This is a genomic window from Thiopseudomonas sp. SA1F2-1K (genome assembly GCF_057443035.1).
In genome coordinates, this window is sequence record NZ_CM172014.1 from 58,010 (window position 1) to 81,938 (window position 23,929).

20 protein-coding genes and 1 pseudogene are annotated in these 23,929 nt (G+C 45.6%); 13 read left to right on the forward strand and 8 right to left on the reverse strand.

Annotated features, from left to right (window positions below; translation table 11 throughout):
- Positions 1-135 precede the first annotated feature (135 nt).
- Together AC2T15_RS00265 and AC2T15_RS00270 are read right to left on the reverse strand one after the other, a co-directional pair.
- Positions 136-1,401 carry an inorganic phosphate transporter gene (locus tag AC2T15_RS00265; protein WP_053103264.1) on the reverse strand — a complete coding sequence of 422 codons (1,266 nt, stop codon included), beginning with the start codon at positions 1,399-1,401 and terminating at the stop codon, positions 136-138.
- A 38-nt stretch (positions 1,402-1,439) separates the two neighbouring features.
- Positions 1,440-2,117 (reverse strand): TIGR00153 family protein, encoded by a 678-nt coding sequence (locus AC2T15_RS00270; RefSeq protein ID WP_053100866.1) that lies wholly within the window; start codon positions 2,115-2,117, stop codon positions 1,440-1,442.
- A 101-nt stretch (positions 2,118-2,218) separates the two neighbouring features.
- Between AC2T15_RS00270 and AC2T15_RS00275 the strand changes: the two genes are divergently transcribed.
- From AC2T15_RS00275 to AC2T15_RS00300, 6 genes are all read left to right on the forward strand, one after another.
- Positions 2,219-3,637, forward strand: coding sequence for a CYTH domain-containing protein (locus AC2T15_RS00275; RefSeq protein WP_486778445.1), 1,419 nt, complete (start codon positions 2,219-2,221; stop codon positions 3,635-3,637).
- A 78-nt stretch (positions 3,638-3,715) separates the two neighbouring features.
- A complete protein-coding gene (locus AC2T15_RS00280) occupies positions 3,716-4,633 on the forward strand; it encodes an SPFH domain-containing protein (protein WP_053103266.1) in 918 nt (305 codons plus the stop codon).
- On the forward strand, positions 4,634-5,089 hold the full coding sequence (locus AC2T15_RS00285) for an NfeD family protein (protein WP_486778446.1): 456 nt from the start codon (positions 4,634-4,636) through the stop codon (positions 5,087-5,089).
- 26 nt (positions 5,090-5,115) lie between these two features.
- Complete coding sequence (locus tag AC2T15_RS00290; protein WP_486778447.1) at positions 5,116-5,868, forward strand: NRDE family protein; 753 nt, start codon at positions 5,116-5,118, stop codon at positions 5,866-5,868.
- Between the two features lie 139 nt (positions 5,869-6,007).
- A complete protein-coding gene (locus AC2T15_RS00295) occupies positions 6,008-6,652 on the forward strand; it encodes a thiol:disulfide interchange protein DsbA/DsbL (RefSeq protein WP_486778448.1) in 645 nt (214 codons plus the stop codon).
- A 15-nt stretch (positions 6,653-6,667) separates the two neighbouring features.
- A complete protein-coding gene (locus AC2T15_RS00300) occupies positions 6,668-7,543 on the forward strand; it encodes an endonuclease/exonuclease/phosphatase family protein (RefSeq protein WP_053101960.1) in 876 nt (291 codons plus the stop codon).
- Here the strand turns inward: AC2T15_RS00300 and AC2T15_RS00305 are convergent.
- From AC2T15_RS00305 to pilG, 6 genes and pseudogenes are all read right to left on the reverse strand, one after another.
- A complete protein-coding gene (locus tag AC2T15_RS00305) occupies positions 7,521-8,009 on the reverse strand; it encodes a chemotaxis protein CheW (protein WP_486778449.1) in 489 nt (162 codons plus the stop codon). The genes AC2T15_RS00300 and AC2T15_RS00305 overlap by 23 nt on opposite strands.
- A gap of 58 nt (positions 8,010-8,067) precedes the next feature.
- Positions 8,068-14,541, reverse strand: coding sequence for a hybrid sensor histidine kinase/response regulator (locus AC2T15_RS00310; RefSeq protein WP_486778450.1), 6,474 nt, complete (start codon positions 14,539-14,541; stop codon positions 8,068-8,070).
- A 129-nt stretch (positions 14,542-14,670) separates the two neighbouring features.
- A pseudogene (locus AC2T15_RS00315) lies at positions 14,671-15,792 on the reverse strand (methyl-accepting chemotaxis protein); the annotation flags it as partial.
- 588 nt (positions 15,793-16,380) lie between these two features.
- On the reverse strand, positions 16,381-16,932 hold the full coding sequence (locus AC2T15_RS00320; RefSeq protein WP_286594055.1) for a chemotaxis protein CheW: 552 nt from the start codon (positions 16,930-16,932) through the stop codon (positions 16,381-16,383).
- Between the two features lie 23 nt (positions 16,933-16,955).
- On the reverse strand, positions 16,956-17,402 hold the full coding sequence (locus AC2T15_RS00325; protein ID WP_286594057.1) for a response regulator: 447 nt from the start codon (positions 17,400-17,402) through the stop codon (positions 16,956-16,958).
- Positions 17,368-17,772: a twitching motility response regulator PilG gene (pilG, locus tag AC2T15_RS00330; RefSeq protein WP_286594059.1), complete on the reverse strand. Its 405-nt coding sequence runs from the start codon at positions 17,770-17,772 to the stop codon at positions 17,368-17,370. The genes AC2T15_RS00325 and pilG overlap by 35 nt, the downstream gene beginning before the upstream one ends.
- A 342-nt stretch (positions 17,773-18,114) precedes the next feature.
- On the opposite strand from pilG, the gene gshB reads away from it, so the two are divergent.
- From gshB to AC2T15_RS00365, 7 genes are all read left to right on the forward strand, one after another.
- A complete protein-coding gene (gshB, locus tag AC2T15_RS00335) occupies positions 18,115-19,071 on the forward strand; it encodes a glutathione synthase (RefSeq protein WP_286594061.1) in 957 nt (318 codons plus the stop codon).
- Positions 19,072-19,150: 79 nt separating this feature from the next.
- The gene (locus AC2T15_RS00340) at positions 19,151-20,023 is read left to right on the forward strand and encodes an energy transducer TonB (RefSeq protein WP_286594063.1); all 873 of its coding nucleotides are present in this window, start codon (positions 19,151-19,153) and stop codon (positions 20,021-20,023) included.
- Between the two features lie 69 nt (positions 20,024-20,092).
- Complete coding sequence (locus AC2T15_RS00345; protein ID WP_486778451.1) at positions 20,093-20,662, forward strand: YqgE/AlgH family protein; 570 nt, start codon at positions 20,093-20,095, stop codon at positions 20,660-20,662.
- The gene (ruvX, locus tag AC2T15_RS00350) at positions 20,659-21,096 is read left to right on the forward strand and encodes a Holliday junction resolvase RuvX (RefSeq protein ID WP_486778452.1); all 438 of its coding nucleotides are present in this window, start codon (positions 20,659-20,661) and stop codon (positions 21,094-21,096) included. Before AC2T15_RS00345 ends, ruvX begins: the two co-directional genes overlap by 4 nt.
- A gap of 8 nt (positions 21,097-21,104) precedes the next feature.
- Positions 21,105-21,611, forward strand: a complete 507-nt coding sequence (gene pyrR / locus AC2T15_RS00355; RefSeq protein WP_053105006.1) for a bifunctional pyr operon transcriptional regulator/uracil phosphoribosyltransferase PyrR — start codon at positions 21,105-21,107, stop codon at positions 21,609-21,611.
- 20 nt (positions 21,612-21,631) lie between these two features.
- Positions 21,632-22,648, forward strand: a complete 1,017-nt coding sequence (locus AC2T15_RS00360) for an aspartate carbamoyltransferase catalytic subunit (RefSeq protein WP_053100881.1) — start codon at positions 21,632-21,634, stop codon at positions 22,646-22,648.
- 1 nt (position 22,649) lies between these two features.
- Positions 22,650-23,921 carry a dihydroorotase gene (locus AC2T15_RS00365; RefSeq protein ID WP_486778453.1) on the forward strand — a complete coding sequence of 424 codons (1,272 nt, stop codon included), beginning with the start codon at positions 22,650-22,652 and terminating at the stop codon, positions 23,919-23,921.
- Positions 23,922-23,929: the final 8 nt, after the last annotated feature.

A 23,929-nucleotide genomic window follows, 5' to 3' on the forward strand; every position in this document is an offset into this window, starting at 1 on the left:
AAGTAAAGTCAGTGATTAATTTAATGCATCAGCCAGTTTACGCAAGGGTTGGCGTTAATCAGGGAGGCGATATTTTCTCTAGGCATAAAAAAACGGTATTGGCAGAGCCAATACCGTTTCGGTTAACGCTGTAGCTTAGAGGAAAATCAGCTTTAAAATGCTAAAGAAGATAATCGCTAAGAACGCACCAGCAGGCAAGGTGATGGCCCATGACATAAAAATCGAACCAATCACGCGCAAGTTCAGTGCGCCAATACCGCGGGCTAAACCGATGCCTAAGACCGCCCCGACTAAGGTGTGGGTAGTCGATACCGGTAAGCCAATGGCTGAAGCGCCTACCACCGTTGAAGCAGTGGCAAGCTCAGCAGCAAAGCCACGGCTTGGGGTAAGTTCGGTAATTTGTCCACCTACGGTGGCAATAACTTTATAGCCGTAAGTGGCTAAGCCGATCACGATCCCTAGGGCGCCGAGCAACAGTACCCAAGCGGGTACGGCTGATTTCGTGGTGAGCTCGGTTAAGCCTTCGGACTGAATCACACCGGCAATCGCCGCTAAGGGACCAACTGCGTTGGCTACATCGTTAGCGCCATGGGCAAAGGCCATAGAACAGGCGGTGAAGATCATTAGGATCGCAAAGACTTTTTCAACTCCCGCAAAGTAGGTGTTGTTATTGGCTTGGGTGTCGACCTTAATGTTGCGCAGCAACAAGATACCAAGCAGCATCACTAAAATACCCACGCCGATGGCCAGTAAAATACTTTGCTCATCGGATAAGTCTAAGCCCACATGCTTTAACCCCTTTGAAAGGGTCATAATTGCCACCATAAAGCCGGTGACAAACATATAGAACGGCACATAGCGTTTAGCATTGGCGAACGGATCATCGGTATTAATAATCAGCTTTTGTACACTGACAAATAAACCAAAGGCCAAAATTCCAGATAAGAAAGGCGTAACAACCCAACTCATAGTGATCGGAATAATCGCTGCCCAGTGCACTGCATCGAAGGACACGCCAATGGCTGAGAAGCCAACCACCGCACCAATAATAGAGTGGGTGGTAGAGACCGGCCAGCCTTTACTGGTGGCAATCATTAGCCAGGTACCAGCGGCTAAGAGTGCCGACATCATGCCCAAGACTAGTAAGTCTGGTGTCATGACATCCATATCCACAATGCCATTTTTAATGGTTTCGGTAACCTGACCGCCTGCGAGATAAGCACCGCAGAATTCAAAGACCATGGCGATAATAATCGCCTGTTTAATGGTTAACGCTTTGGAGCCTACCGAAGTTCCCATAGCGTTAGCGACGTCGTTTGCACCGACCCCCCACGCCATAAAAAAACCAAATAGACAAGCCAGCACCAAGAGTACGAAGCCGTAGTCGGCGAGAAAAGACATATAAATAATTCCGCTAGTAAAAAGCTTAGCGCGTTACCTTAACGCGCTAACAGTTGTTCCAGACGGTTACCGATTCGCTCGGCACGGTCAGCGACATCACCGATCCATTCGATAATGGTGTATAAGAACATCACATCGACTGGAGGCAAATCCTTCTCCAGTGCGTAGAGAGAGCGGCGTACTTCAATTTGGATACGATCGGTATCGTGCTCGATATCTTCTAGCACTTCGATCATCCCAGTAATACGCGCCACTTGGCGAGAGCCAAAGCCGGTTTCTAAGACTTCATCGAGTTCGTTCATGGCCCGCAACGCTTGTTCGCTGGCATCCACACTGCGCTGCACATACGCCAACATGGCGAGTTGCATAGGCTGTGGAATAGTCATTTGACGGCCTGTCATCAGTCCAGCGATATCTTTTGCGCGGTTGGCTACTTTGTCCTGTACACTGAGCAGCTCTAATAAGTCTGAGCGTGGCACAGGTAAAAATAGGCTTTTAGGCAGGTGAATGCGCACGTTTCGTTTCAGCTTGTCAGCTTCTTTTTCAAGACGCGACATTTCTTGCTGAACTTCAGTCACTTTAGGCCAATCTTCGGCGATAACCGCTTGAAAGAACGGGACTAAGTGGGTCGCACATTCATGTGCTTTAGCAATATGTTGTTGCATCGGCCCGATAGGGGAACGACCAAACAAGCTAACAAAGGGATTAATTGACATAGCGAGCAACGCTCAGTTTCCAATGATGGGGCTAATTATACGGTGGGAACTGTCGCTCGACTAGCATCCTTGCGCTTTCAGCGTTTTTAAACAGGTAAAACATGGCAATTGAAACAGAAATTAAGCTGCAAACAACGCTAGAAGGCTTGCAGGCCTTGCGTCAGTCTGCAGTTGTAGCAAAGTTACAAAAAGATACGGCTTGGCAAACTAAGCAGCTAAATAATCAGTATTTTGATACCCCGGACTGTCGTTTGGCGCATTCAGCAGTGGCGCTGCGGATTCGCCAAGATGGTCAGCAACTGATCCAAACGCTAAAAACCCGAGGCCAAAGTGTGGCCGGTTTAGCAGCGCGTAATGAGTGGGAGTGGCCACTCACCAGCGAGCAATTAGACCTAACACGCCTTGATGACAGCTGCTGGCCGATTGAACTTAATGACTTAGATAAAACACAGTTGCAGCCGATTTTTCGCACAGACTTTAGCCGAGAGTTACTGGAACTCGCCTTTGACTATGAAGGGCAGCCAGTAGTGATTGAGCTGGCGCTGGATCAGGGCCAAGTGACGACAGCCCAAGGCAGTGAGGCAATCTGCGAAGTGGAGCTTGAGTTGCGTCAAGGACCCGCAGTGGCCTTGTTGATTGTCGCTCAGCAATTAGCAGCTGAGGTAGTTTTGCTACCCTGTGATGTGAGTAAAGCCGAGCGAGGTTACCGCTTGTTAGGTGCTGAACACTATGCACTCCGCTTAGCCAAATTGCACTTAGCTCAGGAGCAGAACCTAGATCAAACGATTGCCGCTTGTAGTGGGTACTTACTTGGTAATAGTCAGCGTTTAGCTGAGCACTATCGCTTTACTGGGCAGTGGAAATTGTTTGAGCAATGGCTGCAGCAGGTGGCTCAGTTAAAAGCTTTTCTAAGTAGTTTGGGCTTAGCCGCACCCCGTAAAACTACCGCCCATCTGCGTCAGCAATTAGAGGAGTTTATTGCGCATTGGCAACCCTTGGCCCAAGCAGCAACCCAGCAGCAAACTGCCCGTGAGCAAGTGGCGACTCATTTCAGCGAATGGTTACAGCAACCGGCCTGGGGCCAGTTTGTCTTGGCTATGGCGCTCTGGATTGAGCAACAGGCGTGGCAAGTTGGGCGTAATGCTAAGGGGCAACGTCAAGGCCAAGCGTTGTTAGTGAATTGGCTAAGCCACTTCTTGCAAGATGAGTTGCACGCTTTATCAGTGACTGACTACCTACGAGAGCCGCAACGCATTAATGAGCAACAGCCACGGCTAGCGCGGATATTAGTTTGGCTAGAGTTAGCCCGCGAGCAGTTGGCGCTGGCTGAGATTGATCAACTATTGGGCAGTTTACGGGCTATTTATAGCCTCAGCCAAACCTCCGAGCAGTGGCCAAGTGCGGAGGCAGCGGTTGCCAGTGATGAATTAGAACAAGTGGTGATGACTCCAGCGGCACAGCTTATTGAGCGATTAATTGAGTTACGTCGTTTATCGGCGTGGAAACAACTGGTTAAATAATCCTTATAACAGGATGTGCTGCTCGGCGGTGAAGGCGCAGGCGTACATTGATTAGACATACACAGCGGAGAATTAAAGATGGATATGGGAACGGCAGTTATTGTTTTTTTTGGCTTAATCGCCGCCATTATTTTTATGGGTTTCAAGGTGGTGCCTCAAGGTGATGAGTGGACCGTAGAACGTTTTGGGCGCTATATCAAAACCTTAAAACCTGGGCTGAATGTGATTGTACCTGTGATGGATACCATTGGCCGTAAGCTTAATATGATGGAGCGGGTATTGGATATTCCACCACAAGAGGCGATCAGTGCTGATAACGCCATTGTGCGGATTGATGCTGTGTGTTTCTTTCAAGTGATTGATGCTGCGCGCGCGGCCTACGAGGTGAGTGATCTGGAATATGCCATTCGTAATCTAGTCATGACCAATATTCGCACGGTATTAGGCTCAATGGAGCTGGACCATATGTTAAGTCAGCGCGACTCTATTAACGAGCGCTTACTGACCACGGTGGATCATGCTACTGCGCCTTGGGGGATTAAAGTCACTCGGATTGAAATTAAAGACATCACCCCGCCAGCGGATCTAGTGGACGCGATGGCCAGTCAGATGAAAGCGGAACGCATTAAGCGGGCGCAAATTCTGGAAGCTGAAGGTAAGCGGGCAGCAGAGATTTTAACTGCAGAAGGTGAAAAGCAATCACAAATTTTAACCGCCCAAGGTAAACGTGAAGCGGCGTTCCTTGAAGCCGAAGCCCGTGAGCGGGCTGCTCAAGCAGAAGCAGAAGCTACGCGCATGGTATCGGAGGCGATTGCTGAGGGTAACGTGCATGCGGTGAACTACTTTGTGGCGCAAAAGTATGTGGATGCTTTAGGTAAGGTGGCTTCGGCCAATAACAGTAAAATTATCATGATGCCCTTAGAGTCTACCCAGTTAGTTGGCTCGGTCGCGGGGGTAGGTGAAATCATTAAGGCTGCGTTTGACGGAAAGAAATAAATGAGTGCGCTGTTAACCGAACTGACACCATGGACGTGGCTGGCAATCGCCAGTTTACTATTGATAGTTGAGGTATTTGGGACAGCTGGCTATTTCTTATGGTTTGGTATTTCTGCGGCCCTAGTAGCCGCAGTACTTGCCCTGATTCCTTTGCCTTGGACCTTGCAGCTGACGTTGTTTGGGTGTCTAGCTCTAGTCACGGCCGTGATTTGGTGGAAACGTCTTAAACTGCGTGCACCAGAAGCCTTTAGCCTGAATAATTTAGGTAAAGAATACCTCGGACGTGAAGTGTTGCTGCATGAGGCGATTATTAATGGTCGCGGTAAGATCAGGCTAAATGACAGCTTTTGGCTGGTAGAAGGTCCGGAGCTAGCTGCAGGTAGTGCCGTGCGCATCACCGGGCAAAACGGGGTGATTTTTAAAGTGGAGCCAGCCTCCGCCCTCGACACTAATTAATCCACGCGCAGAACAGGAGGGTGGTCATGTGTTTATTAGTCTTTGCTTGGCAGCCAGATACTGAACAGCCGCTTGTGTTATTGGCTAATCGTGATGAGTTTTTGGCGCGCCCTAGTGCGCCCTTAGCCGCGTGGCCAGATCATCCGCAGATTATTGCAGGACGTGATTTAGAGGCTCAGGGCACTTGGTTGGGGGTTAATCGTCAGGGCAGTGTTGCGGCGCTGACTAATATTCGCGACTTAAACTTAGCGGAAGGGCCGCGCTCTCGTGGGCAACTAGTCAGTGACTTTCTGCAAGCGCAGTTGAGTCCCGAGCACTATCTACAGCAGGTCGTTGCCGAGCGGGGGCTGTATAGTGGCTTTAATTTACTGCTGGGTAACCGCCAGCAACTGTGGTTTTTTAACTCGACTCAAATTAAGCCTCAGCGTTTAAGTCCAGGAATTTATGCCTTATGTAATGCCAGTCTAGATACACCCTGGCCTAAGTTGGTGCGTTTGCGTACGGCCTTTAGTGCTTGTTACCGCACGGCTAGTGATCAGCAACTGTTGGCATTAATGCAAGATTCACAGCGCGCAGAGGATGAGTTTTTGCCCGATACCGGAGTGGGCTTAACTGCTGAGCGGTTATTGTCGAGTATTTTTATCCGCGGTGAGCACTACGGAACGCGAGCGACGACCTTAGTGCGTTTGTTGTCAAGTGAGTGTCAGATTACTGAGCAAACCTATTTAACTGAAGGGCAAAGGCCCGCTCCGGTGCAGTTTAGACTGCCATTGGATTAACTTATTACAGTATATTTATCGCTTAGCTATTGGCTGGATAACGGACGTATACTTAGTCCGAGTCGAATTGAATAATTTGAATTTAATGATTAATTAAGCGTCTTAAACAGCTTAAATTGACCTAATTTGGGAGCCATCGATGCGCAAACTACTGTTATCTTCTTTTCTTGCAACCAGTTGTTTATTCGGAACCCAAGCCTTGGCGGTTGAGCCTGTGGCGGGAACCAATTACGTAGTATTAGAGAGCCCTGTGGCGGTCTCGAAAAAAGATCAAATTGAAGTAGTAGAGCTGTTTTGGTACGGCTGCCCCCATTGCTATCAGTTAGAGCCGACCCTTAATCCTTGGGTTGAGCAGCTGCCTGAAGACGTCAACTTCGTCAAAATGCCAGCGATGTTTGGTGGTGCTTGGGATGTGCATGGCCAGTTGTTTTATACCTTGCAGGCCTTAAAGGTTGAGCAGAAAGTGCACGACCGAGTATTTGATGCGTTGCATAACAAAAAACAACGCTTAGCCAATGCCAAAGAAATTGCCCGCTTCTTAGAAGCCGATGGCATTGACGAAGAAACCTTTAACAAAACCTGGAATTCGTTTGGGGTTAAAAGCCAAATGGAAAAAGCCCGCCAACAAGCTATGGCGTATCAAGTACAAGGTGTACCGGCTTTGGTAATTAACGGCAAATACCGTTTTGATATTGGCATGGCTGGTGGCTTAACCGAAACCACGGAACTGGCCGATGCCCTGATTGCTCAAGAGCGCCAAGCGACTGAGTCTGAACAAGAGTAAGTAGCGCGTATTATGATTTTATCCCGTCGTCCTGAGGACCGCTTAGTCGCTCCCTGTCAGCCCGAAGTGAATGAACACTTTTTGGTGGATAATAAAGTGTGGGTGGATGACGGGATATTGCGCCTACTGAGTTTTAATATTCAGGTAGGCATTAATACCGCAGCTTATCGCCACTATGTCACCCGTAGCTGGCAGCATATTTTACCGCACCAACAACGCAACAATAATTTGCATCGGATTGCCCAGTTAGTGAGTCAGTTTGATGTGGTTGCACTACAGGAGGTAGACGGCGGCAGTTTACGTTCTGGATATATCAATCAAGTGGAGTATCTGTCTAAACTGGCGCACTTTCCTTATTGGTATCAACAGCTTAACCGCAATTTAGGGCACTTTGCCCAGCACAGTAATGGTTTGCTGGCGCGTTTTCAGCCAGAATTTATCGAAGATCATCCCTTGCCTGGACCGCCTGGTCGAGGTGCAATCTTGATGCCCATTGGCCACGGTGAGCAGCAAGTGGCCGTGGTGATGATGCACCTAGCCTTAGGCGCTCGGGTCCGTAATCGGCAGTTGGAGTATGTCAAAGAGTTAGTCAGCGATTATAAACACTGCATCTTGATGGGCGATATGAATACCCTGCCAGATGTGTTGCTGAATAACTCGCCCCTAGCTGAACTAAAGCTACGGGCCCCGCAATTAGAAGCAACCTTTCCTAGCTGGAAGCCCCAGCGCTGCTTGGATCATATTTTAATTTCCTCAGAGCTAGAGTTAGAAAGCGTAGAAGTATTGCCGATTACCATTTCTGATCATTTACCGGTGGCCATGCGCATTCGCTTACCTCAAGTGATTAGCATCGCTCGGCCTTATTTAGCTAATCCAATACTTGGGCTTTAAATCCACTGGTAATAATCGCTTTTTCTAATGCAACTAGATTGGGAATAATGGCTTGAATATTACCGATGCGGACTTGGCTCAGTGTCCAGTTATGTGGAGTGTTTGGGATTTCATGTAATAAGCTGGCAGAGAGCTCGATACCTGAAGGAATACCGTATAGCCGCAGGGCAAAAAACTTAATTCTAGTATCACCGCTAATAGCATTGATAATGACTAGACGACGGTTACTGGTTTTATCTGTATGGGGTAGTTGGCACCCTAGCTCAAAATCAACTACGGGTACCTGCTTCCCTTTCCATTCGGTTGTACCTAGAAGCCATTGGGGAGCGTCAGGTTGTGGAGTAAGTTTGTGGTGGGCGCCAATTACCTCAACAATTACTAAGCTAGGTACCAGCAGTAAGTGGTCCGCCAAGGGCAGTAAAGACGCTTTGAGTGGCGTTGTGTCTAGAGTGGTGGTGGAGTGCATATTAAACCCTTAGTACTGATAGCGGTGTGACTAATTAGGCAGTTACACCGCTGATAATTTAATTAATTAACAAGTGTTGGATGACAGCCAACAGCTGTTCTTCTTGGTAGGGCTTTCCAAGGTATTCATTGACCCCTAAGCTTAGGGCGCGTTCACGGTGCTTATCACCTGTCCGTGAAGTAATCATTACAATTGGTATATGCTTTAAACGCTCATCATGGCGCACCAGTTTGGCCACTTCAAAGCCATCCATACGCGGCATTTCAATATCCAAAAGCATAAGATCTGGAATTTTGTCTTGTAACTGACTAATAGCATCTACACCATCTTTAGCCGTGCTCACCTCCATGTCATTACGCTCTAGCAAGCGGGAAGTTACTTTACGCACAGTAATAGAATCGTCAATGACCATAATATGAGGCTTATCTGCGAGGGTTGGATGTTCGGCAATAAACTCAGGTAGAAGTAGACGACCGTTGGCTAACTTTTCTCTAACTGTTGCCATAAGGTCAAGAATGATAACCACTCGACCGTCACCTAAGATAGTTGCTCCAGAGATACCTGGCACATTGGCAAATTGTGGGCCTAAACTTTTTACAACAATTTCACGTGAGCTAGCTAAGGCATCAACTTGTACTGCAACGGCATAATCGGCTGAGCGTAATAAGATGAGGGGTAAACTAGTGTTTTCATCGCCAAGTAATTTAGGTTGCTGTCGACTATTGAGTAGGGTGCCGATATAAGTTAACTGGTAGTCTTGATCAGCATAGCGATAGATAGCAGGTTTACCATCTTGTTGCTGTTGTTGGTAGAGTTGCTGCAGTTCTAAATTAGAAATACGAGTAATACCCTCGATGGTATTCAGTGGAATAGCGTATAAGTCATCCCCCGAATAAGTCATCAGTGCGCGGTTGATAGATACCGTAAAGGGTAAGCGTATAGTAAATTTAGAACCTTTGTGGCGCTGGGTTTCTATTTCTAAATGACCACCCATTTGTTTTATTTGGGTGTTAACCGCATCCATTCCAACGCCGCGCCCTGAAATTTGACTAAGGGTATTAGCAGTGGTTAAGCCGGAACGTAAAATAAACTGTGCCGCATCTTGATCTGAAATAGGCGCATCCTGCTTCATCCAGCCTCGCTCAATCGCTTTCTCTTTTACTGCTTCAATGTTTACTCCGTCACCATCATCTTTGAGGATCAGCAAAACATCGGCGCCTTCTCTGGCTAGTTCTAGATGAATCTGTCCTACTTCTGGCTTGCCTGCTAAACGGCGCTGATCAGGGGATTCAATGCCGTGATCTAGCGCATTGCGTAACATATGCTCTAAGGGCGCAATCATACGTTCTAGCATGGTGCGATCCACTTCACCCTCGGCGTTACTTACGGTCAGTTCAGCTTGTTTACCTAACTCGGCGGATACTTGGCGCACAATACGTCGTAAGCGAGGTAATAATCGGTCAAAGGTAACCATGCGGGTGCGCATTAAGCCCTCTTGCAACTCAGTATTGACCCGTGACTGTTGTAGGAGGAGTGTTTCAGTATCTCTGATTCGATTGGCTAGGGTTTCTTTTAAGTCTAGCAAGTCAGAAGCGGACTCAAATAATGCCTGTGATAACTGTTGCATTTGTGAGTGTCGATCCATTTCTAGTGGGTCGAAATCTTCATAGCCTTGTTCCACATCTATTTGATAGCGGCTTAAAATTTGTGCTTGAGTTTCCGTGTCTAAGCGACGTAATTGATCGCGTACTCGATCAATAGTGGCTTCCATTTCGCTTAGGGTAAAGCTGAAGTCACTAACTTGCTGTTCGACTCGCCCACGGAAAATAGAGGTTTCTCCTGCCAAGTTAACCAGTTCTTCTAAGTGTTCAGAAGAGACCCGAACCTGTTCGGTAGGGGGCTGTGGCTTGGTTTTGATTGATGCTTTCTTTTGTTTCTCAAAGGGCAGAACAGCTCTATTTGGCGTGGCTAGCTGTGAGCTAGCAAGGGTAATAGTCTCAGTGCTAGGTCGAGTAATTTCTTTGAGCTGAACTGGAGTTAAGTTGGGATCAAGAACGCGTTGAATGGCATCTAGCAATTGGGCCATGATTAAGCGAGTCAATGGCTTGCTTTCGGTTAATAACGCTGATTGAGCATCCTTCAAGGGATTATGAATTATGGTTACTTTGGCTTGCTTGGCATCAGATTTTAATTCTTGTAGGCACACAAGTAAGTGATTACGAGTTGCAAGGCTTAGTTGCTCTTGGGTCTCTTGTTCAAGCAAAGCATGTAGTGTTTGAAAGTGTTGTAGTGCCTGCTGCATAAAGCTATCAGGTATGTTGATAGCTTTAGATTCTGTTGGAGTTTTGGTGGCAGCATCTTGGGTGCGATATGTTTGAATGCGTGCCATTAAGTCCTCTATTGAAGCCAGAGGTTTATGTTCACGTACTCGGTTAATCAGTGCTTGTAGCGTATTCTGTCCATCGTGCAATAGATTATAGAGTTCTGAGGTAACAGTGATCTTTGCATGCTTCAGATCAGCATAGATCAGTGCAAGCTCTTGTGATAATTCAGCTACAGAGGTTACTTCAGCCATGACGGCACTGCTTTTTAGAGCATCAAAATTTTGTTGCAGTTTATCCAATTCCTCGGTTGCTGACTGATTCAACTCCCAGTTAGCTAGATTGACTGCAGTACTTTGTAAAATTTCGTCACCCTTAGCTATAAAGAGTGCGAGCGCAGTATGTTCGTTGAGTAACCTTCGGTTATTGTTGTAACTACTAACCTGTGCTTTTTCGGATTGAGCTATGCTTGCTTCAACGTTTTCAGTTGCAGCAGATGTTGGCGCAGTGCGTCCTTTGTGGCGGTAGTTAGCTAAACGCTCTGTGAGTTGAGTAGGAATAGATAGCGGTTGTCGCTGATACAGTTGATCAATCAGTGAGGCTAAAGTGTCGTGTCCTGTTTGTAATTGTGAAAATAGCTCATCTGAGGGTTGATACAGATGGGCAAGCAATCCTTCATATAAAGATTCAAGCTCATGTGCTAAGTCCCTAATAGGAAATAAGCCTGCCATTGCCGCACCACCTTTTAAGGTGTGTAACTCGCGCATTAACTCTCTGAGAGTGTCTTGATCCTCTGGTTGAGTTTGCCAGCGTTCTAGCTGTGTGCCAGCATTTTCAATTAGTTCTAAGGCTTCTTCTAAGAAAATATCTAATACCGCGTCAGTGTAATCAACAGCGAAAATATTATTCTCATTGTTCGGGACCAGTGGCTTAGCTAAAGTATTAGCTACTACAGCATCACTTTTATTTTGCTGTATGAATTTTTGGAGAGTAGCAATGGCTTCTGGTTGCGCTGTTACTTCGAGCCCAGCCATAAACTCATCCATCATATTCATTAATGCTTCATGACTTTTTTCAGCTAAACCAAAAAACTCAGGAGTGGCCGTTAGCTTTTCTTGTTGTATAGCGTGATAAAGATCATGCAATGCGTCAGCTAAGTGTTGCATTGCGAAAAGCTTTGCATTTTGTGCGTTTTGGCTTAAGGCTTGAAGATCTTCAAGTAGCTCAAGTGGTATTAGATTGGGCTCAGGGTTAGATTTCCACTGAAGAAGTAATTCTTCTGAGTTAAATAAAAGATCTGAGCAAGTGGCCAAAAAGTTAGAAATACTTTTCTGGTTTGTGGTGCTTTGACTTTCTTTGGCCGCCAATAACTTTTTATTACGAATAGCACTATCAATGCGCAAGTTGATGGCAATAATTACATTGTCTGCACCAGGTAAGCTTTTTAATGGTGTAGTTGATAGTTGTTCTAGGCCACTTTGGATTAGTTTGGCGCTAATTTTTAATAGTTCTAGATCTTGTTCGTGTACTTTAAGTAAGTGTGCTTTGTACTCTTTAGCTAATCGTTCAAGCGGGGTGGCTAATTGTAAAATGGGGTAGATATTAGCCATAGCTGCGCTGCCTTTTAAGGTGTGCAGTGTTCGTTGCAAGGCATCAGGAATTTCCCGCGGCAAGAGTTCGGCGCTGTTTTGGATAAACTCGTAAAGGCTTTGTAAGTGTCCCTGAGCTTCTTGTCGAAAGATCTCAAGCAGTGTTTTGTCTAAAACTTCTTCAACTACTTCGGTTGTATCTGTATCACTGTTAGGGGCTACAAAATCAGGTACCGGTTGATTGTTAGCTAAAGCATGGGCTGTAGCGGCAAGGCAGTCTACAGCAAACGACTGGCGTTGCTGTTGTTGAGCATATTCCTGTACTAGTGTTGGCAGTACCTCAATAACTTGCTCAAGCAGCTGAATAATCTTATTACTAGGAGTAAGAGTTTGATCAATGACTCGATTAAGCATGTTTTCAATTGCCCATGCTAATTCACCAATAATCAAAGCACGTACCATGCGCCCACTACCTTTCAAGGTGTGAAAGGCACGACGAAGCTCCTTGAGTGCAATCGTGTTTTCAAGATTTTGCTGCCAAGTAGGAAAGTGCATCTGGATTGTTTCTAGCACTTCTTCTGCTTCTTCAGTGAAAACTTCTTGCAGCTCAAGATCAACTGGCTCTTCATCTGCAGGAGGAGGTAGCAAGTGTTTAGGGGTTTCGGCTGCAGGAGGATTAATCATTTGAGGTGTTAAATCCATAGTATTAAGTTGATTATAAGCGTTATCACTAAAGCGCTGTTCCATAGATGAAGATGCTGCAGTGAATCTAGAAGAAGAGTAATTCGTTATTGAGGGTGAGTATTTACTCTGTTCATCTACAGTGCTGTTGCTGCTAGTAAAAGATGAAGCTAACTCGTTATCAAAAGAAGAGTAAATAGGACGTGTGCTATCAACTGTACCCGGGCTGGTTAGCTGTATGAGTGGATCCTGTGCTGGGATAGGCAGTTGAAGATCAGCAGGGTAGCCTAAAGTTATTAAGCCTCTAATGGCTGCGGTTAAAGCATGCTGGTTAGGATGGCTGGAGTTTTGTTGTAAGCCTTCTAAATAATAATCAACACTAGCAATAATGTCGGCAAAGGCATCCAGATCAGTCCATAGGGGTGGAGTATCTTTCGCTAGTAACTGCTGTTGTATGTAATTGCGGCTGTTATCTAAAATTTTTGCTGCAGCAAGCAAATTCAACGAGTATAAAGTGCTGCTTAACTTATTTAGACAGCTAATTGTAGATTGCAGATGTGTACGTGACCACTGTGAAGAAATAAATTGAATAATGCCTTCTTTAGCCTGCTCTAATTCGGCTCGTGCTGCTTGCAGCATACGCTGCTGATTTTGGCTTAGAACTGTGGCAGGGTAGTCAGAAGTTTCTAGCGCTGACAGGGGTTGGCTAGCTGACAAGGTTGAGCTGACATATAAGCAAGCACCTGAGACGTTGAGTAAAGTTGGCTTATCGTAATCCTTAAGTGCTTCAAGTTGCTGTGCTTGTTCAAGCATAATTTTACGTAAAGCATGATTGCCAACAAGGGCTAACGAATCAGCAATCTGACGGCAACGGTACGCTTGCTCGTGAATAGCAGCAAGACTGGTGGTTGTCTGAAGACTTTGTTGTAATTCGATTAGCTCCTCAAGTACGGCAGCTATTACTGGCATTAAATTATGCTTAGCTATTTGCGGTGTTTGCTTGTGTTCAGATCTATTGGTTAACGCGTTTAAGTTCAAGCTCTCACTAAGCTTAAATTGTTGGCGTAGTTGCCGGTTACACTCGGTATCGAGATCGCTAAGGTAAATATAAAATAGGGCATTTTTTAAAAATGCAGTAGGTGCTGGCTGATTTAATGCGAGCCAGCCTTCTTTAGTTAAGGTTTGTAAAAATGGCCGTGTTTGTAGTAGCAAAGTCAATACGGCCGGTGATAGCGGAATGCATTGCGCTAGTAGACTTTCAGTGAGTGCTGAAGCCGATTGCCAAACTACCACTTGTGGTGTCTGTTGGCTCATTGCTTCTAAACGAGCATAGATTTTTAGTAGTTGATGTAGCTGCTCGGCGGTATGTTCTGTGTCTTGTACTAAGTGGTGTAATGCTTCAGTTAAAAGCTTTTGCAGTTTATTTAGAAGCGCATCGTTATCTTGTGTTTTAAGCTTGCTCAGTTGGGCTTCAGGTTGAGCGTTAGGCAGTGCATTTAAGTCGGGAAAGAAAAAATGATTTTCAGTAAAAAAAGCTTCTTGTTGTACTGCACGTAAATCATTCAGTAAGGATAGCAACTTTAATAGCGGGTCTTGCTCTTGTTCTTGAAGATTATCTAAATACAAAGGAAATTGTGAAAGCGTGTGCATTAGCACACTCACAGCCAATTGAGGATTGCGTATTTTTTGTTGGATTAGGCGATGAACTAGAATCTCTATTTCTTCCGCTAATAGCGCTGCGCCGGCCAATTCTACAATGTGTAAGGTGCCGTATACTTGGTGAACAAAACTAAGGCATCGCTGTAAAGCAGCTGTATCTTCGGGGTTGGTGATATAAACCTGCAGTGATTCTGTAGCTTGGCGAAGAGTTTCTGTAATCTCATCTTTCACCCAGTGTAGAGCTATAAACTCACGATGATCACCCATAATCATGTCGCTCATATGCGCTATCCATTTTAAATTGCTGCTTAAATACAGGATTTAAGCAGCTAACGTACAGTATTGAATATCGAGTAAATAGTTCATCACTTACTGCGTGTTCATTGAAATCAGGGAGCGAGGCTATCTGAACTATTTTTTTTGCATATTTGGTAAAGTGAAACCAGAAATAGAATTACGCATTTCAACAGCCATTTTTGCTAATTCACCAATATTGAGTGCAGTGGTTGTGGTACCAGAAGATGTCTGCGATGTAATTTCTTGAATTACGCTCATAGTATTAGAGATATGTCCTGCTGAAGAGGCTTGTTGGCGAGCTGTATTAGAAATATTTTGAATAAGAGCAGCTAAGTCTTTAGAGACGGTTTCAATTTCTTCTAGGGAAACACCCGCATCTTGGGCTAAGCGAGCGCCTCGTACTACTTCAGTAGTCGTTTGCTCCATAGAAGCTACAGCTTCATTGGTATCAGTTTGAATCGTTTTAACTAAGGTTTCAATTTGCTTAGTGGCAGCAGAAGAACGCTCTGCTAAGCGTTGAACTTCATCGGCAACAATAGCAAAACCGCGCCCAGCATCACCTGCGGTAGAAGCTTGAATGGCCGCATTGAGTGCAAGAATATTGGTTTGGTCGGCAATGTCGTTAATGAGGTCAACAATATCACCAATTTCTTGGGATGACTCACCAAGGCGCTTAATGCGTTTGGAGGTGTCTTGAATTTGTTCGCGGATATTATCCATACCATTAATAGTATTATGTACCAGCTGGTTACCTTTATTTGCAGTAGCTACGGACTGTTCTGCAACTTTGGCTGACTCAGCAGCATCAGCTGAAACTTGATCAATTGATTGGGCCATATCGTTAATTGCAGCGGTTGCTCCAGCAATTTCTTGGGCTTGGTGATCAGAAGCTTCAGCAAGATGCATTGCCGTTGCTTGGGTTTCTTGCGCTGCAGTTGATACTTGTACAGCCACTGTATTAATGGTGCCAACCAAGCCGCGTAACTGGTCAATTGCGTAGTTAATTGAGTCAGCAATAGCGCCAGTAAAATCTTCAGTTACAGTGGCTTGAGCTGTTAGGTCACCATCAGCTAGACCACCAATTTCATCGAGTAGGCGCAAAATAGCTTCTTGGTTGCGAGCCTCGGCAATCATTGGCTCACTAGCTACTCCTTGCTCTAATTGGGTAAATAAGCGCAGTACTTGAATGATGAGTAGGATAGTTATTAGCAGTAAGAATGCTGCTAAAGCATAGTGGATATACTTAAAGGTTGTTGCATCAAGTGTTTCTGTTAGCAATTGTTGATAAAGGTTATCTGCTTGTTGAGTGAGGAGTTGAGTATTACTAGCTGTTAGCTTAACGGCTTGTTGCACAGCAGGTTCGTACATGGCATTTTGGTTTTTTAATACTGCCTCGGCATGATTTTGTAATTGTGCCCAGCTTGTTAACACAGTGCTTAGTTCTGGTGCATGGGGATAGTTATTTTTTAGCACCGTGAGCCGAGTATTAAGCTGCGAGCGAGCCTGCTCAATACGAGGAAAAGCTTCTAAATTGCCATCTGCTGCATCTTTAATCGCTTTTTCTAATGCAAGTGTATATTTATGTAGCTCCATATTCTGCTGCCAGAGCAGTTGCTCTTTCTTAATTTGGATGCTAGCAAAGTGTGCATTGCCAAATAAGGCAACTAGTCCAATACCCAGTAGTAAAATTAAACTAATGAGTAAGGACTTAGAAACAGGTTTGGGTAAAGTATCTGTGCTGCTGGAGTTCATAATTTTAGCTTCCCACTTGATGGCCTAAACGGTAAGAGTGGTATTAAACCTACTGTTTAAATTTCAGGTGCTTTATGCGATAACGGCAAAAAAATCTGGGCTTTGGATGAGCTGCTCAAGGCTAAATACCTGCCATGTATGCTCGTTAACAAAGGCGCCATGAATGTAAGGTTGCGCTTTAGTTGAGACTGTATCGGCTATTTCTTGATAACTAGCGATAAGAAAGTGCTGCATGCCGTACACCTCATCTACAAGAAAACCGGCGAAAATATCGTCATGCTCAATCACAATAACGCGTCGCACTTTACTGGGTGTAGTAAAAGGAGCATCAAGTAAAGCATTTAGGTCAATGATAGGAAGTAGCCGCCCGCGAACATTGGCTACTCCTTTAATCCAGGATTTTACTCGAGGAATCATGGTATAGCTGAGTTCATACAGAACTTCGCTTACTTCATCAAAAGGCACGACATAGCGATGAGAACCTAAGCGAAAGCCAACACCACTCCAGCTGTGTGCAGCATCACGTTGTGCTGGCAAGTAGCTTGAGTGGGTTTGGCATAATGCAGCTAGCTCAAGTAATTGCTGAAACGGCTGTTTACTAAATTGGGTAGAGGTATTAGCCATAAAATTAATTTGCCTTGTAGTCCTTAGCTTAAAACTGTGAGCAAAGTTTCAATGAGCTCTGTTTCCTTAACGGGCTTGGTTAAATAATCACGGGCTCCTTGGCGTTGCCCCCAAACTCGATCAGTTGCTTGATCCTTGGTAGTGACGATAATGATCGGAATATGCTGAGTAGTTGGGTCACGGGATAGTTGGCGAGTCGCCTGAAACCCGTTAAGACCAGGCATCACAATATCCATCAAGATAGCATCAGGTAATTCTTGCTTAGCTTTTGCAATACCATCAGCACCATTTTCACTGGTAATGACTTGAAAACCATGTCGCTCAAGAATTGAGGTGAGTGTATACACCTCGGTCGGAGAGTCGTCCACGATTAAAATACGAGCTGTACCTGCTGGTAAATTATCCTGGGACTGACTGGATTCTTGAGTGAGGTTATTAGGCTTCTTGGAGTTGAATAAATGACGGAGCATGAGCTTTAATCGCACCTAGCAATTCATCTTTACTAAAAGGCTTGGTCAAATATTGATCAGAGCCAACGATACGGCCTTTGGCTTTATCAAAAAGCCCATCTTTAGACGACAACATAATGATTGGAATACTTTTGAAGGCATTATTGTTTTTGATCAGCGCACAGGTCTGATAGCCATCTAAGCGAGGCATCATAATATCTACAAAAATAATATCGGGATGAGTATCAGCAATTTTAGCTAATGCATCAAAGCCATCAATTGCAGTAATGACTTCGCAGCCACATTTTGTAAGTAAGGTCTCAGCAGTGCGGCGGATAGTCTTTGAGTCATCAATGACCATTACTTTTAGATTTTGAGAGTTCTGTTCCATGTTTTTCCTACCGAAAGGAGCATTGCTAAATTTATATGAAAAATTTAAAAAGCAACAGAATGATGCTTAATTGAAAGTTAGCACTCAATACATACCCGTGTAAGCACAGGAGTTAGGTGCTGACTGCAGTTTTCAGCTACTTATAGCAGACTGCTTTCGTGCAATCCAATAAAAGCGCTCGGTTAGCCGCTAACTTGTGTTAGCTTACCACAGGCTAGACTTAGCTTTCGTGATTCTTAGTTCTCCGTATAATATAGAGTCTCACATTTTCTAAATGTGTAACCTGTGCTTGCTAGTGTAAGTGCTTGTTACACATATGTTTTAATACAGGTGTCAACCAATATGTCCTTAAAAGTCGGCGTCGTAATGGATCCCATCGATGAGATTGCATTCCATAAAGACAGCACCCTAGCAATGTTACTCGCAGCTCAGGCCAAGGGTTGGTCTTTATTTTACATGGAACCGCACGATTTATATCAATTACGCTCTGAAGTAAGGGCGAAAATGTGTCCTTTACGCGTTTTCAATGATCCTGAGCATTGGTTTGAGCTTGATCAAGAGCTTGATCAAGCATTAGGTGAGCTAGACGTCATCTTGATGCGTAAAGATCCACCCTTTGATAATGAGTTTTTATACAGCACCTACTTATTAGAACAAGCAGAGCAAGCGGGTTGTTTAGTAGTCAATAAAGCCGCTAGTTTACGTGACTGTAACGAAAAACTATTTGCGACGTTATTCCCAGAGCTAACCCCAGCCACGCTAGTTTCGCGTCGCCCAGATATTATTCGCCAGTTTGTACAAGAACAAAAAGATGTGATTCTCAAACCCTTAGACGGTATGGGTGGCTCTTCAATTTTCCGCCATCGTGAAGGGGATCCTAACTTATCAGTAATTCTCGAAACCTTAACGGCACATGGTACTCAGCAGATCATGGCCCAAGCCTATCTGCCAGCAATTGTTGAAGGGGATAAGCGGATTTTAATGATTGATGGTGAACCCGTGCCCTATTGTTTGGCGCGGATTCCGGCACAAGGCGAAACCCGCGGCAACTTAGCAGCTGGCGGACGAGGTGAGGCTCGCCCCCTAACCGAACAAGACTTAGCAATTGCCCAAGCTGTAGGACCAGAATTACGTAAGCGAGGTTTACTTTTTGTCGGCTTAGATGTGATCGGTGACCGTTTAACTGAAATTAATGTAACTAGCCCAACATGCATTCGAGAAATTGACCAAGCATACGATACGAAAATAGCTATGCGTTTAATGGATGTAATTGAGCAAAAAATTACTAAGAGAGCATAAGTTTGTGCTGATATGAAGTGATTGATAGTGCTGCTGAATTTTGTTTTTAAACCTATGTTAAAAATAGGTGACATTTTATATGGAAATACCTACAAGCTTAACTCGCTCTACTGAGCGTTTAGGCGTTACTTTGTTCTTCGCTGCATTAGCGCATGTTGGTGTGATTTTAGGGGTTGGTTTTACTGTAGGTGAGCTTTCTGCACAAGGCACCAGTTTAGATATTACGCTTTCGACCTTTGCTAGTGAGGCTGAGCCTGATAAGGCAGATTTTTTAGCTCAAGATAATCAGTTGGGAAGTGGTGACTTAGAAGAAAAAGCTGCGCCTAAAACGACAGAAATTGCTGATTTTCAAGAGAATAAAGTTCAGCCTATTTATACAGAAAGTACTCCTGAATTGAGTCTTACTTTGCAAACAGAGCAACCTGTACTTGCCAGTCACCAGCTAGAGAAAGAGCAGGTGGTTGAGTCGTTAAGTGTTCCACAAGAGCATGAAAAAGAGAGTCTTGCAGAGCTTGAACAAGCGCAATTAAATGCTGAAATAGCAAGTTTAAAAGCGGCTTTAGCTTTAGAGCAACAAGCGTATGCGAGACGTCCTCGGGTTAGTCGGCAAAATACAGCGGCAACTAAGCGAGATATTACGGCACAGTATCGGGATGAGTGGCGGCGTAAGGTCGAGTTAATTGGTAATCTTAATTATCCTCAAGCTGCACGGCAGCAAGGTGTGTATGGCAGCTTACGCTTATTAGTTATAGTACGTAAGGATGGAGCGTTACAAGAAATGCGTATTCTTGAGTCCTCAGGCCAGCCAATTTTAGATCGAGCCGCTTTAGATATTATGCGTAAAGCTGCACCTTTCTCGCCTTTTACTCGAGAGTTGGCTAGTCAGTTTGATCAAATTGAAATCATTCGTACTTGGCGTTTTGAGCATGGTGAAAAACTATCAACACAGTGACTTTATACGTTAACTAGTGCAAGAGCTTGCCATTTCGGTTAAGTCACTGAGATGAGTAGAATGGTGTACATGAAAAAAGATAATTTTGTTTCATTACGGCATCACTTTTTAATTGCTATGCCCAATTTACAGGACAGCTATTTTAGCCAGTCTGTGGTGTATCTGGTTGAGCACAGCCCCAAAGGGGCAATGGGGCTGATTATTAATCAGCCCAGTGGACTTAATCTATCGGATATTTTGCAGCAGTTACGTCCAGAAAATACGGCGCCTACGGGTTTTATGCATAGTGTGCATAATGGCGGTCCAGTAGACACTGGACGTGGTTTTGTGCTGCATTCAGCTGAACAAAGCTATCGCGAAAGCATTGAGCTTAACGGCTTACGCTTAAGTACTTCACAAGACGTATTGTTTGCCATTGCTGACCAGCAAGATGCGCCAGCAAAAAGCCTGATTGCGCTAGGTTTTTCCGGTTGGGATGCGGGGCAGTTAGAGCAAGAGTTAGCGGCTAACAGTTGGCTTACGGTACCCGCTACTGAACGCATTATCTTTGACACACCAGCCACCGAAAAGCGGGCCCAAGCTGCTGCGCTGCTGGGGATTAATCTTAACCAACTCTCTACCCAAGTAGGTCATGCATGAGTGGGCAATCGATTCAAACAGTGCTGGGATTTGACTATGGCACCCGCCAAATTGGTGTGGCAGTTGGACAAACGGTCACCACCCAAGCGCGTGAGCTGACCACCCTCAAAGCGCAAAATGGTGTACCTAATTGGGAGCAAGTCGCGCAACTGCTCGACGAGTGGCAACCCGATGCAGTGGTGGTGGGTTTACCGTTAAATATGGATGGGAGCCGTAGTGAGATGTGTGAGCGGGCAGAGAAATTTGCGCGCCGTTTAGAAGGACGTTTCAATGTCACTTATTTTATGCATGATGAGCGTCTGACTACCTTTGAAGCCAAGGGGCAGCGTTTGCAAGCCGGTGACTATGCTAAAAATTTTCGTGAGCGACCTGTGGATGCCATAGCAGCAGCGCTGTTATTACAGGGATGGCTTGAACACTTTATGCAACACTAGGAGGAGCCATGACTTTACCTCAACCCCATGACCTATTACCGGTAATGGCGCAGCAGCTAGAGGCGTATTTAGCCGAGCGGCAAATTGAGCAACCCCACTTTGTCAGTATTCAAACTGGCGGGGTATGGGTGGCTAATGCCTTATTAGCAGCAATGAATCAAGCCGATCAGCCATTGGGAACCTTGAATGTATCCTTTTACCGCGATGACTTTAGCCGCAAAGGGCTGCACCCGTTAGTTCGCCCATCACAGCTGCCGTTTGATATTGAAGGCCAGCATTTAGTGCTGATTGATGACGTACTAATGAGCGGACGAACCATTCGTGCAGCACTGAATGAACTCTTTGATTATGGTCGCCCAGCCAGCGTGACCTTGGTTTGCTTAGTGGATTTAAATGCTCGCGAATTGCCGATTCGCCCTGATATTGTCGGGGCAACACTTACTTTACCTGCCGCGCAGCGAGTAAAATTAACCGGACCTGAACCTTTAGCCATTGAGCTAAGAACTCTTGCGTAATTGTCATACTGGAAACGCCCATGCCCTCTAAATTTGCTGCTTGTCCTTTGCAACTTAATGAACACGGTCGCTTGCGACACTTTCTCTCTTTGGATGGATTACCGAAAGAGATGCTCACCGAAATCTTGGACACAGCCGATTCCTTTTTAGAGGTGGGCGCTCGAGCAGTTAAAAAAGTGCCGTTACTGCGTGGAATGACAGTTTGTAACGTGTTTTTTGAAAACTCGACCCGTACCCGCACCACCTTTGAACTGGCAGCTAAGCGTTTATCGGCCGACGTATTAACGCTCAATGTTTCAACCTCGTCGACCAGTAAAGGTGAAACCCTGACCGATACCTTGCGTAACCTTGAAGCGATGGCGGCCGATATGTTTGTGGTGCGCCATGCCGACTCAGGCGCTGCCCACTTTATTGCCGAGCATGTCAGTCCCAATGTAGCGATTATCAATGGCGGTGATGGCCGTCATGCACACCCAACCCAGGGGATGCTAGATATGTTGACCATTCGTCGACATAAGGGGGATTTTTCTAAGTTATCGGTGGCTATTGTTGGCGATATTCTGCATTCGCGAGTGGCGCGCTCAGATATGTTGGCGCTGAAGACTTTAGGTTGCCCAGATATTCGAGTGATTGCGCCCAAAACCTTATTGCCTGTGGGGCTAGAGCAGTATGGGGTATCGGTTTATCACGATATTGAGCAGGGTCTCAAAGACGTGGATGTGATCATTATGCTGCGCTTACAGCGTGAGCGCATGCAAGGTGGGCTGCTGCCTAGCCATGGCGAGTTTTTTCGCTTATATGGGCTCACAGAGCAGCGGCTAGCTTTAGCTAAACCAGATGCCATTGTGATGCACCCAGGGCCGATTAATCGTGGCGTAGAGATTGAATCAGCCGTAGCCGATAGCGCCCAGTCGTTGATCTTAAATCAAGTTACTTACGGCATTGCGATACGCATGGCAGTGTTGTCTATGGCGATGAGCGGGCAGATGGAGCAACGGAATGAGTTTGAGCGTTTAGCGGCACAGGAGATCAACTAACATGCGAATTCAAATCAGTGGCGCCCGTTTAATTGATCCAGCTAATCAGTTAGATCAAGTAGCCGATATTTTTATTCAGTCCGGTAAGGTGGTCGCGATCGGACCGATGCCCCGTGACTTTGTGGCCGATCAAATGATTGATGGCCATGGTTTAGTGGCAGCACCAGGATTAGTCGATTTAGCCGCTTCGCTGCGCGAGCCTGGCTATGGCCGTAAAGGCAATATTGCCAGTGAAACCTTCGCTGCCGCAGTTGGTGGAGTAACCAGCCTATGCTGTACGCCCTTTACCAAACCGGTAACCGACACTGCAGCGGTGGTTGACTTAATCTTAGAAAAAGCCCGCGACCAAGGCTTTACCAAGGTATATCCCTTAGGTGCGCTAACCCAAGGTTTAAAAGGTGAGCAATTAGCAGAGTTAGTTACCTTAAAACAAGCCGGTTGTGTGGCCTTTACTAATGGTTTGCAGCCGATTGTGAATAACCGCGTGTTGCGTCATGCCTTAGAGTACGCTGCGACCTTTGATTTAACTGTGATCTTTCAACCCCAAGACGCTGATTTAGCTGCCGGTGGTATTGCTCACGAAGGTAAAACTGCGAGCTTCCGTGGCTTAGCGGGCATTCCAGAAACCGCTGAAACCGTGGCGTTATCTAGGGATTTACTACTGGTTGAGCAAAGTGGGGTACGGGCGCACTTTAGCCAGATTACCACTGCTAAAGGCGCTTATTTAATTGCTAAAGCCCAAGCCCGTGGTCTGCCAGTGACGGCTGATGTGGCAATGTATCAGTTGCTATTAAATGACGAAGAATTAATCGACTTTTCTAGTGACTACCATGTTATTCCGCCGATTCGCTCACAAGAAGATCAGCAAGGCTTACTCGAAGCGGTGAAGTCTGGAGTCATTAGTGCAATTGCTAGCCACCATCAGCCCCAAGAACGGGATGCGAAGCTAGCGCCGTTTGCCGATACCGAACCTGGTATTAGCAGCATTGAAATTCTTTTACCCTTAGCCTTACGTTTAGTTGAGCAGGGACTATTGGATTTACCGACCGCGATTGCCCGCTTAACCTATGGCCCAGCACAAGCTCTGAATTTAAAAGCAGGCCGACTGACGGTTGGCTCGGTTGCTGATTTGGTGTTATTTGATCCGCAGCAGAGCATCACGGTAGGTGAGCGTTGGTATTCGAAAGGTCGCAATTGTCCGTTTATGGGTGAAACCTTGCCGGGGCATGTGCGCTATACCCTGCTCAATGGTGAAATTATTTACCGCGCCTAAACCAGCGC

Excerpts from the sequence above, each read along its gene's own strand:
- AC2T15_RS00320 (WP_286594055.1), bottom strand. The coding sequence starts at position 16,932 with ATGGCTAATACCTCTACCCAATTTAGTAAACAGCCGTTTCAGCAATTA.
- AC2T15_RS00290 (WP_486778447.1), top strand. The coding sequence starts at position 5,116 with ATGTGTTTATTAGTCTTTGCTTGGCAGCCAGATACTGAACAGCCGCTT.
- AC2T15_RS00325 (WP_286594057.1), bottom strand. The coding sequence starts at position 17,402 with ATGCTCCGTCATTTATTCAACTCCAAGAAGCCTAATAACCTCACTCAA.
- ruvX (WP_486778452.1), top strand. The coding sequence starts at position 20,659 with ATGAGTGGGCAATCGATTCAAACAGTGCTGGGATTTGACTATGGCACC.
- AC2T15_RS00305 (WP_486778449.1), bottom strand. The coding sequence starts at position 8,009 with ATGCACTCCACCACCACTCTAGACACAACGCCACTCAAAGCGTCTTTA.
- AC2T15_RS00345 (WP_486778451.1), top strand. The coding sequence starts at position 20,093 with ATGAAAAAAGATAATTTTGTTTCATTACGGCATCACTTTTTAATTGCT.
- AC2T15_RS00265 (WP_053103264.1), bottom strand. The coding sequence starts at position 1,401 with ATGTCTTTTCTCGCCGACTACGGCTTCGTACTCTTGGTGCTGGCTTGT.
- AC2T15_RS00270 (WP_053100866.1), bottom strand. The coding sequence starts at position 2,117 with ATGTCAATTAATCCCTTTGTTAGCTTGTTTGGTCGTTCCCCTATCGGG.
- AC2T15_RS00295 (WP_486778448.1), top strand. The coding sequence starts at position 6,008 with ATGCGCAAACTACTGTTATCTTCTTTTCTTGCAACCAGTTGTTTATTC.
- AC2T15_RS00275 (WP_486778445.1), top strand. The coding sequence starts at position 2,219 with ATGGCAATTGAAACAGAAATTAAGCTGCAAACAACGCTAGAAGGCTTG.
- pyrR (WP_053105006.1), top strand. The coding sequence starts at position 21,105 with ATGACTTTACCTCAACCCCATGACCTATTACCGGTAATGGCGCAGCAG.
- AC2T15_RS00360 (WP_053100881.1), top strand. The coding sequence starts at position 21,632 with ATGCCCTCTAAATTTGCTGCTTGTCCTTTGCAACTTAATGAACACGGT.
- gshB (WP_286594061.1), top strand. The coding sequence starts at position 18,115 with ATGTCCTTAAAAGTCGGCGTCGTAATGGATCCCATCGATGAGATTGCA.
- AC2T15_RS00280 (WP_053103266.1), top strand. The coding sequence starts at position 3,716 with ATGGATATGGGAACGGCAGTTATTGTTTTTTTTGGCTTAATCGCCGCC.
- AC2T15_RS00365 (WP_486778453.1), top strand. The coding sequence starts at position 22,650 with ATGCGAATTCAAATCAGTGGCGCCCGTTTAATTGATCCAGCTAATCAG.
- AC2T15_RS00310 (WP_486778450.1), bottom strand. The coding sequence starts at position 14,541 with ATGAGCGACATGATTATGGGTGATCATCGTGAGTTTATAGCTCTACAC.
- AC2T15_RS00340 (WP_286594063.1), top strand. The coding sequence starts at position 19,151 with ATGGAAATACCTACAAGCTTAACTCGCTCTACTGAGCGTTTAGGCGTT.
- AC2T15_RS00285 (WP_486778446.1), top strand. The coding sequence starts at position 4,634 with ATGAGTGCGCTGTTAACCGAACTGACACCATGGACGTGGCTGGCAATC.
- pilG (WP_286594059.1), bottom strand. The coding sequence starts at position 17,772 with ATGGAACAGAACTCTCAAAATCTAAAAGTAATGGTCATTGATGACTCA.